Source organism: Kovacikia sp. CALU 1929, from assembly GCF_056784235.1.
In genome coordinates, this window is the sequence record NZ_JBXBCF010000108.1 from 175,721 (window position 1) to 192,266 (window position 16,546).

Sequence of the window (16,546 nt, forward strand, 5' to 3'; positions counted from 1 at the left end):
GGTCGGGTGCATTGGGTTTGTTGTGCTGCGTCCCCAAGACTTGACAAGTACTTGGGAAAAATTGTGTCAAACTTATATCATTTTTAGATCTTTTGTACTACAATAATGATTTATGACCAGTCCTGAAAGGTATATACTAGCGAAATGTCAAGCAGCAACACTGGTATTGAATGGACTGACAAGACCTGGAACCCCACCACTGGCTGTAATAAGGTGAGTCCTGGTTGTCGTTATTGCTATGCTGAAGCACTCACTGAACGATTCCCTCAGAATTTTCCACAAGGTTTTAAGCTGACACTACATCCAGAGCGGTTAGAGCAGCCAAAGAAATGGCGAACACCTAGTCGGATCTTTGTGAATTCCATGAGTGACCTTTTTCATAAAGATGTGCCAGTTGAATATTTGCAAGAGGTTTTTGCAGTAATGCGAGAAACGCCTTGGCACATATACCAAGTTCTGACTAAGCGAGAACAAAATTTGGCAGAGTTGGCACCTAAGCTTGAATGGTCTGAGAATATTTGGATCGGTGTCTCCGTAGAGAGCCAGCAGTATACCCATAGAATTGATGCTTTGAGACAAGTACCAGCAACAGTGCGATTTCTTTCATGCGAGCCGCTTCTAGGATCACTTCGCCTAAATTTAGAAGGAATTAGTTGGGTAATTGTTGGTGGTGAGTCTGGATACAAGCATCGTCCCATTCAGTCAGAGTGGATTAGGGAGATCTTGCAGCAGACACGAGAAGATAGCGTTGCCTTTTTCTTTAAGCAGTGGGGAGGAACGCATTCAAAGGCGGGTGGCAGATTTCTCGATGGGCAAATTTGGGATGAAATGCCAGAAATATGGAATCAGCACGTGAGCAAGTGGGAAAAGCAAAAGATTGCTAGGCATCAAAAGCCCGACAGGTTAGAACAGAGGTATTCAATCTCTGCGAAATAAAGAGAGTCTAACTATGAGTCGGCTTGGTAGTGAAGGCGAGGATATTATTGGGCGGTGGTCTGAGGAGAAGTTAGATTTACTGGCGAAGTATCTCAAAGCTTACTCCGATATCATGAGTAATCAAAAGACCTCAAATAACCCAACAGGAAAGCCTTGGCTTCGAGCATATTACTATATTGATGCTTTTGCTGGTTCTGTTAGACCTAGAGCTAAAGAGGATGAAGAGCGATACATTGAGGGTTCTCCTCTCCGTGCTTTGCAAACAGAACCCCGCTTTGATGGCTACTGGTTCATAGATGTTTCCCCACGACGCATAGAACGAGTCGAAAGGCTCCGTGAAGAGTTTCCAGATTGTGTTATTGAAATACGCCAGGGCAATTGCAATGAGGTTTTGTGTAACGATATTGTTCCACGTCTCCCTCGCGCTTCCATGCAAAGAGCATTTGTTTTCTTAGATCCGTATGGATTACAAGTGGACTGGGAAACAGTGAGAGAACTGGCAGATACCAGAACTTGTGATATTTTTGTAAACTTCTCAGTAATGGGAGTTACTCGCCTTCTTCCAAGGGATCAAAGCCCAGATCCAGAGGTAGTAGAGCAATTAAGCAAAGTTATGGGTAGTACAGAGTGGATTAACCAAATCTACCAAACACCCACAGAGTATCAGCTAGATCTATTTGGTAATCAGGAACCCTCGCTAAGTCGTGAAACGATCCGGGCTGAATGGCTAGCAAGTTTATACACAGAACAATTGCGATCACTCTTCCAACACGTTAGCAAACCTGTTCTCATGAGAAACTCGACTAATTCAGTGCTGTATGCATTATGCTTGGCAAGCCACAATCAAACAGCCATCAGCATTACAAATGATATTTTCAACCGACATGAGCGATTGAGACAGATAGGAGGCTGATTTTCTTCATTCCTGTTAATAGCTTTGAAACGATGTCCCAACCAGAGACTAAGCGGCATAACGCCCGGTTCACTCGTGCCAGATAGCTTTTCAATTTTACCCAAAACTCCTTCATCCGGTGCAACCGGATAGTTAGGTGACGCTATGAATAGAGGTTCAGTATAGAAAATCTGGTATTCTACTGTATCAAAATGTCTGCTTCAAATGGTATTCATCGAAGTGACTCAAATATCAAAATGTAGTCTATTTAACATCATCTGCTTACATCCTTACATCAGCTAGCAAACTTTACTAACCAACTATAAAGAAACTCCTGAGCAGCATGTCCTAACGCATCGTTATCTACATCTGTAGGATCAAGTGCACCATGCATCACGTTGTTTCGAATGAGATAAAGAAGCTCTAGACCAATTGCGTAGCGTGAGGAAGGAACCCAGTCAGCCCCTGATGCATTGGCAAAGGTAAGTAAAGATTGGAATAACTGATCATTTTGTAGATTCTTCTCCAACGTTTCAACAATTACTTTGGAACAAGTTGGTGTAACCTGACCAGCAAAGAATGCACAGCCATCCGAATTAATACCTCGATGAGCTAGAGCGTCTTGAACACTGATTGATGGGTAAGCCATACATTGGGATTCGGCTTCACTTTTCCGCAATTCGCTATACCAGTCTATGTACTTCGCTTCAGATACGTAAACAATAGGAACCTGACGAGTTCCTCGACCTTGTGGTCTAGTTTGACCAGCTATCCAAACTAAAGGTCTCAGAATGTTATTCAACATCACTTCTCGAACCAGCGAAGAAAAACGCGTTTGTGCCTTAAACGCTATAAATCCCTTAGTCATAGCATCGTGCACTACACGAACTGATTGATTTGTAAGCTGATTATCTTGATCACATATGCTTTCAAAAGCACTTACAAGCGGATCAGTGCCCGGAAGATTTTGAAGCTTTGTCAGAACATCTCGGTCAGAGTTACTACTAGAAAATCGCTGGTCCCGACGATAAAAGTCATTAAATCCACTCCATACCGACGAAAATGCACCTAAGTAACGAATTCGTTCACTTTTCAACCAGTTATCTAGAATTTGATCTGGCATCTGTTTTCTTTAAGTAGCTGTATATTTTCGTTGTACTCAGCAAGCTAGAGTGCATTGTCTTAAAACGACAATATCTCCTGTAAGATCTTATCTATTTGATTGATAACCTTCTTCTGACCGCAAATACGAGCATTGTGACAAGGACTAAATGCGCAATTGTTTGAAGAGTTGCAAAAAGTGTAATTCCCAAACCCAAAGCAGGTTTTTCAGAGTAGATAAAAAATGGTCTAAAGATTTGCTTGAGTGAAAAAATAAGACTTTCACTAAATGTATTACTTATTTGGAACCAATAAAAATAACAAGCTGCACTTATTAAAGTCAAAATAATAATCCACGTTAGATTTCTCCCTATGCTTCGACCATAGTTTGAAACTACTTGGTAAAGGAAAGACAAAAACAAATCTATCCAGGAAGGAACAGACGAGTTATATCGCTGACTATTATTCTCATTACTATAAGACATTTCTATTGAATTTGATTCTGGATCAAATGGATTGATTGCGATTTTCCATAACCTTTTCACGCTATTTATTAGTTTCTTGTACACATACTGGTAAAGAATGCTTCTTTGCTCTAAAGAAAAAAATAGATCCTCATCTCTCTTTGAATTTAAATTTTCAGCAGCTATCTTCAATGTTCTGTAGCTCATTTCAGCCCAGCCAGACGCTACATCGAAAAATTTTGCTCCAGAAAATTTTGTTCCCTGATGAAGAGCTGAGTTATAAAACTCGGGTGCTTTATGAAAAACAGTGTTTTTGAAGCTTGTTACGTATAAAAAAGCTCTATTTGTAAAGGTTGCCCTGCCTAGAAAATGAACATTCTCGAAAGAGACATACCTAAATGTTTTACCAGGGTCATCATTCTTCTCATTCCCCCAAATATTCCTGTCATCGACGTAATGGAAAAAAGCATCAGCCTTAAAGGTTGACTTGTCAAACACAAGTTGTCCGTCGAATGTGGCATTTACGAAATCTCCGGTATCAAACAAACATGCCTCATAACTGGCACCTTGAGTGAATTTCGAGTTCTTGAACGTAGCCCGGTCTCGAAATATTGAACCATCAAAAAAAGCAAAGCGTTCAAATATAACTTCTGCGAATTCAGCAGTCTTATGGAAATGCGTTTCCTTGAAAACAGCCGTTCCACCAAAAGTAGCTTGCATGAAGTCTGCACGATCTTCAAAAATAGAGCCTTCAAACCATGCTTGATTTTTAAATTTAGTCCACTGGAAATCCACATTCTTTTTAAACACCGATCTATCAAAGTAAGCAGGGTTTCCTGAATATTCACCTCTCAAAACTACAGACTCATAGAAAATACAATCTTTAAAGCTTGCTCCAACCTTAAATTTGCATCCTCTAAAATCTACTTGACCTTTAAAGTAAGTATTGTCACAAACAAGATTATCAAAGCAAACTTCAGCAAAGCTTGCTTTCGCTTCAAATCGGCACTTTGAAAGGTCAATCTCTTTTGAATAAGGTCCTTCAATGCGAAGGTCTCCGTGGCGAGTGAAGTCAATATCTCCAGGAAAACATAGAGCTTTCAAGTCAAGATTCCTAAGTTCTCGGGATATCCTTACCTTTTCCTTGACGTCTTCAGTTGCAGATATTTGTCTAAGTAAATTTTGATTATGAAGATTCCATTCACTGATGTCTTCATATATGTGCTGGTTAAATTCTTCTAGTAGCTTGACATCTTCGAATATATCCTTTTTTGTTTTTTCTAAATCTTTGATATAAGAACTTTCGATAGGCGCATGAAATTTACAAAAGCAAATTCTCGTATACTCTTTTTGATGGGATTTATCTATTTTTTGAAAATCAGATTGATTTGCAAACTGGATGAAGCTTCCTTTCGATTCTTTACCTAGCTCTCCATGTCTCAGAAGATGAAAGTCAATCATACCTTTATGAGGTATCCCAACATCTGAACTAGAATTTTTGCTTTTTTCTACATCATCATTTTTAACGTAAATAAAATATTCGGCTCCATGATTTCTGCTGCGATATTGACAATTTTGAAAGCTGCAAAATGCTTTGTCCATGTTTTGGCATTAAATTGAAAATTATGATTACCTTTCATCAGTTAATAAAGGCTACTATTATCATCAGTCATTGAAAACCTTATCGTTGGCATCATCACCAGCATCATCAATAGCTTTGTCGTCTGACCGTGGACCAAACTCCGCACCTCTAAACTGCTCAACCGCTGCTCCACCATCTTTGGTATGCCCCCCAAAGAAAACCGCTTCATCGTCATCAACCACGTTCCGCGCCACCAAAACGCCATGCCCATAGGCGATGTAGAAAACCTGATCGAAATGGTCCATCTCATCAATACCATCAACGGCAAAGCCAACATCGCCAAATTTAACCGCATTCTCGAACCCGCCAGGAGAGCGATCTCACTTCGCCGTAGAGAAAGCTGTGGCACCATGCTTTTCTACTCAGTCCTAACAAATGTAATCCCTAAAAACGTAGAATCTTAGATTCTTTTAGCTTCAATGTCTGCACCCTAACGATCGAGTTGAACCGCACCAGATCAACTACCGCTACTGTTAACTTCAGTTGCAGTGCGGTTAACCTCTCCAACAATATTCCGCGTGTCGGTTCCAACGAGTTTGTTCTACAAGAACTGGATACGGATCTAGTGTTCCCAACCAGTAACATTTGTACCAGTTCTGTGGAACTATTATTAGGCAGAAAATTTCTGCCTAAGATCCCATAGTGGGTGGATAGGAAGAACGATTCGGCAGTGCGACACGAAGTTGCACGACTTGAGTGAGAAGCCGCTTTCTCTAGGATAGTGTTCAAATCCTATCCCCAATCTCCAAGGGCGTTTCTGGTAACGGAGAGGTCTTTTGCAAGGAGATAACGTCTAAGGAAGTTCTCAGCCATCAAGGGGTTCGGGGCAAGGGGAAGTTTGGATGGGTGAACGTGAGTGAATTTCCGTCGAGGCTGCGTGAATTGTGGTCACCGAAACATGGCTGATACGGTGATGATGGGATACGGAAATCTAGCCTGCTGAACTAGATTTGAGGACACCCAATCCCCGCAGTAAAGGAAGCACCCTCTCCAGATGAATCTCAAGCGTGTAGAACGTGATAACCCCAATGAGGTCTGAAGCGATTGCTTCAGTCGGTCAACCACAAGGAAGACTCAACTCCTCAGTGGGAGTAGGATGACCCAAAAAGCGAACGCCAGTAGACCGAAAGGTCAAGGGAAATCATAAGCTGCTGGATAGGGCAATTGCCTAACCCTGAAAGGGGGCAGACGTGGGTCAGGTAAATCACCCAAAGGTCGAAGTAAAGGGACTGAACTGAGGGACACGTTAGATGCAAAGCCAAGCTTTAGCAAACCGACCCCAAGCACAAACGGATTGGCATGCCATCAACTGGCGCAAAGCTAATCGGATTGTGAGGAACCTGAGACAGCGAATCTTTCGGGCTACCACACAACGCAACTATACCCTGACAAGGTATATGTTTAAGCAAACTGCTAAATGGAAATAATGCATAACCTCCCTATGCCCAGAAATAGGTACTGGTGACGGCTAAGGTAAGTCGTTGAATGTCAAACCCGTACCTATTCTCCTATGTTGATTAATCGAATTACGCCGCCCTCTTGCTCCAGCTTTCTTCAAGCCGATTTAGACGAAGCCGCTAAAGCGCTTTCTACGATTACTCGCACGATCGCCAATCTCGATCCAGAAACCCGTGAGCACTCTCAACGGCTGGCAATTCAAGCAAAAGCCTTTGGTGAATTTCTCAACCTTTCGGATAGGGAAGTCCATACCCTGATCTGGGGTGGATATTTACACGATATTGGGAAAATTGGGATTCCGATTGATGTTCTGCTCAAGCCTGGACAACTGACAGACGCTGAGTGGGAGGTGATCAAACAGCATGTTTTGATTGGTGAGCATATCTGCCACTCGCTGTTTGCTATGGAGCGAGTGATTCCGGTCATCCGACACCACCACGAACACTGGGATGGTTCTGGCTATCCCGATCGCCTGGCGGGAGAAGACATTCCCTTCCTGGCACGAGTCATCCAGATTTTGGATGTGTATGATGCCCTCACCCATGAACGCTCCTACAAACCGACCTACACCCACTCAAAGACATTGGAAATTATTGCCGCAGAAACTGCAAAGGGTTGGTACCAGCTTGAACTTGTACAACAGTTTTTTGCCTTTATCTCTAGAGAGAGAGGAGATTGGGGCTTGGAATCGCTGTTTTTAGATGAACCATTGGCAAATGTTTGTCTGGTTTCTGACTAGATCCCAGAAAACCTTTCTGGGAAAATGACACCCGACTCCTTCTGAGGACATCTCATGGGTACCGCATCACGATACTGGACGCTGGCAAAAATCAATAGTGCTGGACAATTGAAAAGAGAAGAAGTTGCTTCCGCACAGGCTTTTTTCAAGCAACAGTTTCCAGACTTCAATCATCGGGATGTACCGGATGTACTGGTGCAGCAGCAGTTAATGCAGCTCCTGGCTCAGAATCAGGATGCTGCCCAACTATCGCAACTCTGTCTCAGATGTTTTATTTCCGATCAAGTTCAGCAGGTTTGCATCCAGCTTGAAGCCCGCTTTGGTCAGCGTCATGGCTTTACCCGCAAGGACTTGTTCCCCTTTGTTCTGGATGATGATGGCAGGAATGGACATCGCTCCTTTGCGATCGCGGTACTGAGCAGTTTTGACTCCAGCCGCAGCAACCTATCGACCTGGACAAGCCGTCTGGTTAAGCATCACCGGGAACTGAATGCCTTTTTGCTGGAATGCGGTGTTTATTTGCTCAGTGATTGGGCGATTTTGAACGATACGACGGCTAAGAAACTAAAGCAAATATTTGCAGAGGTTTACCCAAGAACGTCACTGGAAGTGGAACAGGCGATCGCTCTACTCGACAGCTACCACGCCGTTTACCGTCAGGAACACTTGAAACAGCGACTAGCAGGAGCCGCTGGAAGATCATGCTTCCCCCCAACCCCAGCCCAACTGCAAGCGATGAGCCAGCACTTGCAGCAAGCAAGCAACCTCACCCTGCCGCCCGAAACCATTTTGACCAGGCTCCGAACCCTGGCAGATCGTCTACGTGAGTATCGGATCGCTACCCGTCGAGGCACTCCTGAAGCCTGTAGCCCTGATATTCCCGATCTGGTAGACACTCCCCATTTGACTGATGAGCATGACCCAGACCAGTTTTTGCAGTCCTATCGGCAGCAATTTGCAGATTGTTTGAACCGGGCACTGGAGCAGGTGGTCAGCGATCGCCTGCAAGCCATCAAACCTCCCAAAAACAAACACTTCTTCACCGCCCTACAACTATTTCACTGCCAGAAAATATCGATGACCGAAATTGCCACCCGCGTTGGGCTAAAAGCCCAGTTTGAAGTCAGCCGCCTATTGAAGCTAAAAGAGTTCCGTGCCGATGTCCGCCACTGGATGTTGAGCTACTTACGGGACAGTGTAACCACCCTGGCAAAGGACTTTATTGACCCTAATCAGCTTCAAAAACGGGATACCCAAATTGAAATCGCTCTCAGTCAGCAAATTGAACAAGTCATTGGTTCTGATGAAAAGCAAGCCAACACCCCCAAAAACTACCTGACCGATAGTGTGTTTGCCCGCAAGCTTTGCGAGTATTTGGATAGGGTGGCTGGGTAGGGAGTCGGTGTCTCAACTCAAAACTCTCAACTCAAAACTCTCAACTCACAACTCTCAACTCAAAACTCTCAACTCACAACTCCTCCCTTCCCCCCTCCCACCTATGAGTGAGTCGATTATGTATTCCTTTAATTTTCTAGATGAGATAGAGCTGGTTTCAGAAGAGGCGATCGCCCTCAGTGCCGATCAGATGAAGCGGGCAGCCGAACTAAGCCTTGAAGCTTCAGCAGCGCAACAGTGGCAAACTTACCTGAATGCATTGGCACTGGCCAGTTTTGAGGAATGGCTGCAACAACATTCAGGTGAAGTTACCCTCAATCAGGCAAATTGTTCGTTGATGCAACCTGCCGATGCCGGTAATGTTCCGGCGGTTTGTAATCTGGAAGCCAACCAGTTCCGGCTCTGCCTGCTAGCCACGGGGGATCTGGATGACACGGTTTCAATTCCCAGGGCGGCGATCGACCTGCCAGAGTTCATGGCTCACTTTTATGTGGTAGTGGAAGTTCGTGAAGAGCAGCAGCAGGCAATGATTCGGGGTTTTCTGCGCCATGATCAGTGGGTGACATACCAGCAGTCCCACCATGTTCGACCCGACTTGGATGGAACTTATTCACTACCCTATCGCTGGTTTGAGCCTGACGCGAATCGGCTCCTACTCCATCTGCGGTGCCTGGAACGAGATGCAATTCCCTTGCCTGAGATCGTGAGCGATCGCGCCTCCATCTCCCCCGATCTGCTCCAACTCCTGACCCAACAGGCTGTCAACACCGGACTCTGGCTCCGCAATCAATGGGATGAGATCGCCCAGGAAGTTTCCTGGATATTACTTCCACCCACCGCTGCTGCCATGATGCGATCGCCCATTCAAAGTTCCTTCCAGCGATCGCCGGGTGAGGAATTTGAGGCGATCGTGCAGCAGTTGGAGCGCAACGGGTTACATCTTCCCGCCCAGGCGCGAGGTGCTTACCGAGACTGGATGATGGCAAACATTCCCCTGCGACTTTACGCAGTAGTGGGAGAAGTTGCCCCAGCAGACCCGACCCCGGAATGGTCCCTGTTACTAGTGTTGGGAGCACAGCCCAGACACAACCTGCCCCAGGGCATCAGCCTGCAAATCAGCGACCCGACTGGCATCCTGATCGAGCGCACCCTGGACTCCCTAACCACTGCCGACTACCTGTTTGCCCAGGTCAGCGGCACCTGGGATGAAAAATTTCTCGCCAGCATCACCCTCCCGGATGGAGAAAGTCTGACCTTGCCACCGTTTGGGTTTCAGCCTGGATAGTTGATAGGGAGTAGGGAGTAGGGGTGTGATGCCTTTTACCTTCTGCCTTCTGCCCCCCCTTTGAAAACGGCAAAGCCCTATACTCACTAACCCCCAATCAAAGCTCTCAACTCAAAACTCTCAACTCAAAACTCCCCCCTCTTCCCCATGTCCACTTCTCACTATCGGCTAAAAGTTCGACGCATTGAGCAGATTTGCGTTTTTGAATTGTCCTGGGGCAAAGGACAGGAGCTTACGACTGAGTTGATCTATCCAGAAACGCTGACTAGTTTTTACCAGGGCTGGCAGCAAGCTTACCTCAACTTCTACAAGTCGGCGTTACGGGCACGGGTAGAACGCAGTGGGGCACTGGTTTCACCGCCGGTAGACTGGCGAACGAAACTGGTGCAGGCAGAGGCAAGTTTGCTTTCGGAATTTTATTTCTGGCTCAGTAGTGCGGAGTTACTGGAAATTCGAGCAGAAATTGCCAAAGCAGCTTCTGGTCAAGCGGGAGATGAAGCAACGCCGGTGGATGTGTTTTTGACCTGCGAGCCGCTGGAACTGGCGCGGTTTCCCTGGGAGGCATGGGAGATTGGAACGGAGTTTGCTGCTACACGGGCAATTCGGATTGTCCGCACGCCTGCTAACATTCGGGCAGAAACGGTGCGTCGATCGCGACGGGGACGGGCAAGAATTCTGGCGATTGTGGGCGATGACACCGGGCTGGATTTTAAGGCGGACCAGGAAGCTGTAAAATCGCTGTCCCAGGTGGCTGAGGTGGAGTTTGTCGGTTGGCAACCGGGCAAGGATGGGATAGAGCTAAAAAATGAGATCAGTCGAGCGATCGCCGATGAGCGGGGTTGGGATGTCCTGTTTTTTGCCGGACATAGTAATGAAACCGTGTTAACGGGTGGTGAACTGGTGATCGCGCCCAATCAGTCCATCCTAATGCAGGAAATTGCGCCCCAACTGGCGATCGCAAAGCAACGGGGACTGCAATTTGCCATCTTTAACTCCTGCAATGGACTCAGTATTGCCCATACCTTGATTGATCTGGGCTTGAGTCAGGTAGCAGTGATGCGTGAACCGATTCACAACCGGGTCGCCCAGGAGTTTCTGGTGCGGTTTTTGCAAAACCTGGCGGAGTTCAAAGATGTTCATGATGCGATGCTGGCTGCCTGCCAATCGCTAAAACTGGAGCGCAACCTCACCTATCCTTCGGCGTACCTGATTCCATCGCTGTTTCGCCACCCGGATTCAGCTTTGTTTCGGATTGAACCTGCGGGTTGGCGGCAACAGATTAAGCGTTGGCTACCGCTGAGGCGAGAAGCGATCGCCCTTTCAACTCTCCTTTTGCTAGGTTTGTTACCGGTTCAAACCATTTTATTAGAGCCGCGCCTCTGGGTGCAGGCAGTTTACCGCGATATCACCCATCAGGTTCCGCAAACAAACCCACCCGTCCTGCTGGTACAGATAGACAAAGACTCGCTTCAGCGCGGCAACATTCGGGCAAATAAGGTCAATCCCCTGGATCGGCAATATCTGTCACGATTATTAGATCAGGTGTTGAACTTAAACCCCAAAGTAGTCGGTATTGATTACCTGCTGGATCAACCAACGGATGAGGATGCGTTACTGGCACAGACAGTTCAACGGGCAGTCCAGCAAAATACCTGGCTGGTATTTGCCTCCGTTGAAGATGGCAAGGGCGGAGAAATTGGTTCAACTGCCCAAATTGCCCAGCCAGAATCAACCCTGCGAGGCTACATCGACTATTACAAAGGACATATTGAACTCATCTCTGCAACTGGAAATTGTGCGGAAGCCTGTCCTTTTGCTTATCTCCTGGCACTAACTTCTGCAATGACTCAGGCATTTCCTGAGGTGGGATCTCTGCCAATGCCAGGAGAAAGTCAAACTGATTTGCGAACGCAGTTGCTTACCTATGCTCGTCAGAAGAAAGAATATAGTTCTAACGTTGAGTTTTTGGTCGATCGACAACACCTCTTTCCCATTACTGATTTAACGAATTGGTTGAAACCCATTGTTGACTATTCAGTACCGCCCGATCGCGTTTATCAAGCCATCCCCGCCTGGAAACTATTAGAAAAAGACTCTAACCTCCCTAGCGAGGTATTGAACCCTGGAGGATCACAGCAAGTCGTGCTGCTGGTGCCCGGTGGCTATGATCAGGCAGGGACAATTTTGCCAGGAGACGATAACTATGCAACTTCACCCATGCCTGTTGCCTATTGGCAAACGCGCCCTTCCATCTTTACGGGTGGTCATACCCATGCCTACGCCATCCACAATCTGCTCGGTCAGCGGCTGGTGGTTCCCATCCCCGACTTATGGATGATAGGAATAGCCGCGTTCCTGGGCAAAGGACTGTCGCTGCTGCTAATTCGACGGGAACAACAGCGGCAGTGGTGGTGGTTGCTGGTAATGTCCTCTACTGCCTATGGGTTGTTCAGTCTGCAACTCTATATTTCGGTTGCTGTTCTGTTACCGTGGCTGCTCCCCTCAGCCGCCTTCTGGATTTATGCTTTACCTGCTCTACGGAGAAAATCCCATGTCTAAATTGAATTTGCGTTTCATCCAACAATCTGGCAAGTCAGCGCCTACCCCCTTCCGCTTAAATTCTGCTCTGAGGATGCTTGTGCTATCTACTATCGGCATCGCTCTATCCGTTGGAGTTGGTAGCAATTGGCTGAGGTTAGGGTCCTTGCCATTTCAAATAGGCACCATAGCCCAAGCCCTACCTGCTAATGGAGAATCGTGGGATGAAATTTGGAAGGTGGTGTTACTCCAACACAAGAGAAGGGGGGGATCCAGGGGAGATATTTGTGCCATAGCGCCATCGAGACCACCCGATCCGCAAAACCCGGAGGCATTTGAGGTCTGGAGCGATCGCCCGCTTTTCCTGTGGCAGGGATCCATCAAGCGCATTCAAGTGACAGACGACAATAGCAATTCCCTCTGGAATCCGACGATTTCTGACAACCGGCAGAGCATCGTCTACGCTGGCAAATCGCTTCAACCCGGTCAAACTTACTATTGGAAAGTATTTAGCAGTGCATCCCCCCAAGCAGAACCCAAACTGATCCTGCGATTTCAGATAATGGAGGCAAGTGGGCGCGATCGCATGGGCGCAGAACTCGCTGCCCTGGAAACCCAACTTAAATCTAAAGGGGCAACTGCCGAAAACATCGCTCTCCAGCGGGCAAGCTATTTTGCCAACGTTGCGGATAAAAATCTTTCTGCGGATGCGTTACGGGAAATGTATTCTGTCAAAGACCCATCAGGCGAATTGAAGGCAATTCTTCAAGGGGCAACCGCCGAGTTGTGCCGCTCTAGTAAACCATGACAGAATTCAGTCACCCTTCAGACTTTGCGGAGTGGAGAGTGCGGAGTAGGTCAGGGAATTCAAATGTCCGCTGGTAGAACCAGGTTTCAAGACCTTTCCAAATTTTGGAAGTTTTACGCCATGATCGTCTTTAGAGCCATTGGATAACTAACCTGCTCAAGTTTGCAACTCGCCCTCTCAACTCCCCTTACCTGAATGAGTGAAGCTTCCATTCGTCCGGCATTGATTACTGCGGTACTGCCCGACTCCATCGCGGCAGAGATTGGATTTGAGGCGGGCGATCGCCTGATTTCGATCAATGGTCAGTGCCCCCGCGACCTGATTGACTATCAGTTTCTCTGTGCCGATGAAGTGCTGGAACTGGAAGTTCTGGACACCCAGGGAAAGACTCACCAGGTTGAAATTGAAAAGGACTACGACGAAGACCTGGGGCTGGAGTTTGAAACAGCACTATTTGATGGCTTAATTCAGTGCAATAATCGTTGCCCGTTCTGCTTCATTGACCAGCAGCCCCCCGGCAAGCGGGAAACCCTGTATCTAAAGGACGACGACTACCGGCTCAGCTTCCTCTATGGAAGCTATCTAACCCTGACTAACCTCAGTCCAAAGGAGTGGGAGCGGATTGAGCAGATGCGACTGTCGCCCCTCTATGTTTCCGTTCATGCCACGGAGCCAGAAGTCCGCACCCGTCTGCTGAAAAATCCCCGTGCGGGAAAGATTCTGGAGCAGTTGGGCTGGTTTCAGGAACGGCGGTTGCAAATCCATGCCCAGGTGGTTTTGTGTCCCGGAATTAACGATGGTGAACACCTGACCCAGACTTTGCTGGATTTGGCTCAGTTCCACCAAGGAGAAGTACCAGCGGTAGCATCCGTTGCCGTTGTTCCGGTGGGCTTGACTCGCTTTCGTCCCAATCAGGATGAACTGGTACCTGTGAGCCGGGAGAAGGCACAGGAAGTGATTGCCCAGGTACAGGAGTTGCAAGCTAAGTTTCGACACCAGTATGGCTCTACAGTCGTTTGGTTAGCGGACGAGTGGTTTTTGATTGCTGGTCAGGAGTTGCCCCCAGAGTCCCACTATGAGGACTATCCTCAGATTGGGAATGGCGTGGGGTCGATTCGCCTGTTTCTGAAGGAGTTTCAGAAAGCTGCCCGCAAGTTACCAAAGCGGTTGAAAGCCCCGCGCCGGTTTACCTGGGTACTTGGAAATGCTGTAGAACTTGCCTTCCAACCGATTTTGCAGCGGTTAAACCAGGTGGAGGGGTTAGAGGTGAAAATGGTGGCGATCGCCAGTGACTACTGGGGACAAACCATGACCGTCACAGGACTTTTGACCGGACAGGACATTCTCCATGCCCTTAAAGGTCAGGATTTAGGCGATGGCGTTCTACTTCCTTCTCTAATGCTGAAACAGGGGGATACCCGCTTTCTGGATGACCTGACGGTTGAGGCGCTTTCCTGCCAGTTAGATACACCCATTGTTCCCATTAGTGGAGTGGAGGAATTAATCAAGAAGTGCGGGAAGTAAAATTGCAAGCCAACTTCTTAATAATGGATGGTGCTGAATAGCACTATGAATTGGAACGAAATTTCAATTCATACAACTCTCAGTTCATACCCAAAATCAGCAACGCCCTTCAGGATGGAATACATACCTCATCGCTCAATCAACTGTCTGATGTGCGCTAAAGCATCTTCACCTGGAATGGGTTGAATATAGCCATTTCCTATTTCATCTCTGCGTCGCTTGGCTTCAGTTATCTAAACTGCCTGAATTGCTGAGTCAGTATCGAATTCCAAGCTTTCCACCAACTTGTCTGCGAGAAGTGCTCTCGATGCGCTTGGCAAGGACAGTATTTCTTCCGTTAGTTGCTCAATTGATCGCATAACCCCTCGCAGGAAGCTGAATCCCAAGCAAATTGTATCAAAATCTGACATGAGAAGAACTTGGTAAAGCAGTCGTCCAGCTCAGAGGCTATGTTAGCTCGCTGGTAGCTACAGTCAAAAGATTTCTATGACTTTGCTGCAATCATCCTCAAATTGATATCCAAGTCATAATAAGCCCCATGACCAGCATAAAGAAAATCTATTGTTTCTATATAAAAAATTTTATAAACAAGAAGCTTGATCTGCATTGACAAAACAGCAGGACCAAAAGGAAACAGATAAACTTTTTACCACGGTTTTGATTTAAGCTTTTGAGCAACCCCAATTAGTATTTTATTGAACTCTTTTTCCACAACATCTTTAGAGCTAAAATCAATATTTCCTCCCGATGCTATGTAGATTTCACCATGATCATAAGTGGGAGAACTAGGATAAATACCTTCATTAACTATGATCGTTAAAATATCTTTTTCATCGTTCTTCCTAAGAAGATTTCTAATTTCTTCTTTGAAACTTTTAAAGCCTAATTTTTGCAGGCAATCCTGAACTAACTGCTCAATTTCTGCATCCATAGCTGAAATTTCCTGCATCAATTTCGCTTTACCCTGTTCTCAAGTATAATTTCACCATAAGCATCACGTTTCTTCTCAGTGTAGTAATATCCTCTTTGTTCTCTATCAACTGTATCATCATCTGTTTTTAGATCTAGCCTCGTTACTCCATAATGCCTGCTGACATCTCCTTGTGGAGATCTATATACAGAAAGGTATTCATAGCTCAAATTAAAATAAGCAGGGTCAACCATCTCAAATACAGCCATAAGAGAAATACTTGTGGCATCCTGAGTTTCTAGCCTGATGCGGATATTAGAATAAGTTTGATAGATGGTAACTGTAATCGGGATTTTTTGTTGTGGTTGTTTGGAGCTAATAATTTGTCCATTCCACGTACCACCCAAATTAGGTATTTTGATTACTCCAGTTTTATAAAATAAATTCCACTTCCAAAGGAAGTGATCAAAGAGCAGGAACAAAAGCCCAAAAAGAGCTAAACCTGATGGTGCAATTAATGGAATACTTGTAAGGTTCGATACTCGGCTGATCCAACTTGCAAGAACTGGGCTTAAGCCTGCACTTAGAAGTGCCAATGAGTAATAAACCCTCTTCCTGTCATGACCGACAACAGTATATTCGTGCATACCCATCCTTAAATACCAAATTGCCCCCAAACTGAGCATTTCCGTCAGTATTTTAGCTCCTACTTTAGGGCACCTCGAAAAATCGAAAAATGGGTGTCTCAACTTGAGAATGAGCAGCTAAAATGTCGGCAGTTAGGCTATCCGAGAACAGCAATGGGGCAAACAGGTTTCTGGGATTTAGAGCAACGCCAGCAAAGAATTAGCAGC

At 46.2% G+C, this 16,546-nt stretch carries 14 protein-coding genes; 9 read left to right on the forward strand and 5 right to left on the reverse strand.

Going from position 1 to position 16,546, the window contains the following annotated elements; translation table 11 throughout:
- Positions 1 to 144: 144 nt before the first annotated feature.
- Both AC1S52_RS30715 and AC1S52_RS30720 read left to right on the forward strand, forming a co-directional pair.
- The gene (locus AC1S52_RS30715) at positions 145 to 936 is read left to right on the forward strand and encodes a DUF5131 family protein (protein WP_482032855.1); all 792 of its coding nucleotides are present in this window, start codon (positions 145 to 147) and stop codon (positions 934 to 936) included.
- Between the two features lie 13 nt (positions 937 to 949).
- Positions 950 to 1,849: a three-Cys-motif partner protein TcmP gene (locus AC1S52_RS30720; protein WP_482032856.1), complete on the forward strand. Its 900-nt coding sequence runs from the start codon at positions 950 to 952 to the stop codon at positions 1,847 to 1,849.
- A gap of 274 nt (positions 1,850 to 2,123) precedes the next feature.
- Here AC1S52_RS30720 and AC1S52_RS30725 read toward each other — a convergent pair whose 3' ends face one another.
- The 3 genes from AC1S52_RS30725 to AC1S52_RS30735 all read right to left on the reverse strand — a co-directional run bounded on the left by AC1S52_RS30725 (position 2,124) and on the right by AC1S52_RS30735 (position 5,280).
- Positions 2,124 to 2,951 (reverse strand): hypothetical protein, encoded by an 828-nt coding sequence (locus AC1S52_RS30725; RefSeq protein ID WP_482032857.1) that lies wholly within the window; start codon positions 2,949 to 2,951, stop codon positions 2,124 to 2,126.
- 91 nt (positions 2,952 to 3,042) lie between these two features.
- Positions 3,043 to 4,995 (reverse strand): pentapeptide repeat-containing protein, encoded by a 1,953-nt coding sequence (locus AC1S52_RS30730; protein ID WP_482032858.1) that lies wholly within the window; start codon positions 4,993 to 4,995, stop codon positions 3,043 to 3,045.
- A gap of 63 nt (positions 4,996 to 5,058) precedes the next feature.
- A complete protein-coding gene (locus AC1S52_RS30735) occupies positions 5,059 to 5,280 on the reverse strand; it encodes a hypothetical protein (protein WP_482032859.1) in 222 nt (73 codons plus the stop codon).
- 1,005 nt (positions 5,281 to 6,285) lie between these two features.
- On the opposite strand from AC1S52_RS30735, the gene AC1S52_RS30740 reads away from it, so the two are divergent.
- The 7 genes from AC1S52_RS30740 to AC1S52_RS30770 all read left to right on the forward strand — a co-directional run bounded on the left by AC1S52_RS30740 (position 6,286) and on the right by AC1S52_RS30770 (position 14,782).
- Positions 6,286 to 6,462: a reverse transcriptase N-terminal domain-containing protein gene (locus AC1S52_RS30740; RefSeq protein WP_482032860.1), complete on the forward strand. Its 177-nt coding sequence runs from the start codon at positions 6,286 to 6,288 to the stop codon at positions 6,460 to 6,462.
- An 83-nt stretch (positions 6,463 to 6,545) separates the two neighbouring features.
- Positions 6,546 to 7,232, forward strand: a complete 687-nt coding sequence (locus AC1S52_RS30745) for an HD-GYP domain-containing protein (RefSeq protein WP_482032861.1) — start codon at positions 6,546 to 6,548, stop codon at positions 7,230 to 7,232.
- Between the two features lie 54 nt (positions 7,233 to 7,286).
- Positions 7,287 to 8,627, forward strand: a complete 1,341-nt coding sequence (locus tag AC1S52_RS30750; RefSeq protein WP_482032862.1) for a hypothetical protein — start codon at positions 7,287 to 7,289, stop codon at positions 8,625 to 8,627.
- 103 nt (positions 8,628 to 8,730) lie between these two features.
- Entirely contained in the window at positions 8,731 to 9,912 is a 1,182-nt protein-coding gene (locus tag AC1S52_RS30755; RefSeq protein ID WP_482032863.1) for a DUF1822 family protein, read from the forward strand.
- Between the two features lie 147 nt (positions 9,913 to 10,059).
- A complete protein-coding gene (locus AC1S52_RS30760; RefSeq protein WP_482032864.1) occupies positions 10,060 to 12,471 on the forward strand; it encodes a CHASE2 domain-containing protein in 2,412 nt (803 codons plus the stop codon).
- The gene (locus tag AC1S52_RS30765) at positions 12,464 to 13,258 is read left to right on the forward strand and encodes a hypothetical protein (protein ID WP_482032865.1); all 795 of its coding nucleotides are present in this window, start codon (positions 12,464 to 12,466) and stop codon (positions 13,256 to 13,258) included. Before AC1S52_RS30760 ends, AC1S52_RS30765 begins: the two co-directional genes overlap by 8 nt.
- 195 nt (positions 13,259 to 13,453) lie before the next feature.
- A complete protein-coding gene (locus AC1S52_RS30770; RefSeq protein WP_482032866.1) occupies positions 13,454 to 14,782 on the forward strand; it encodes a TIGR03279 family radical SAM protein in 1,329 nt (442 codons plus the stop codon).
- Positions 14,783 to 15,428: 646 nt separating this feature from the next.
- Here the strand turns inward: AC1S52_RS30770 and AC1S52_RS30775 are convergent.
- Positions 15,429 to 15,713 (reverse strand): hypothetical protein, encoded by a 285-nt coding sequence (locus AC1S52_RS30775; RefSeq protein ID WP_482032867.1) that lies wholly within the window; start codon positions 15,711 to 15,713, stop codon positions 15,429 to 15,431.
- A gap of 17 nt (positions 15,714 to 15,730) precedes the next feature.
- Positions 15,731 to 16,345, reverse strand: a complete 615-nt coding sequence (locus AC1S52_RS30780) for a Cap15 family cyclic dinucleotide receptor domain-containing protein (protein ID WP_482032868.1) — start codon at positions 16,343 to 16,345, stop codon at positions 15,731 to 15,733.
- Positions 16,346 to 16,546: the final 201 nt, after the last annotated feature.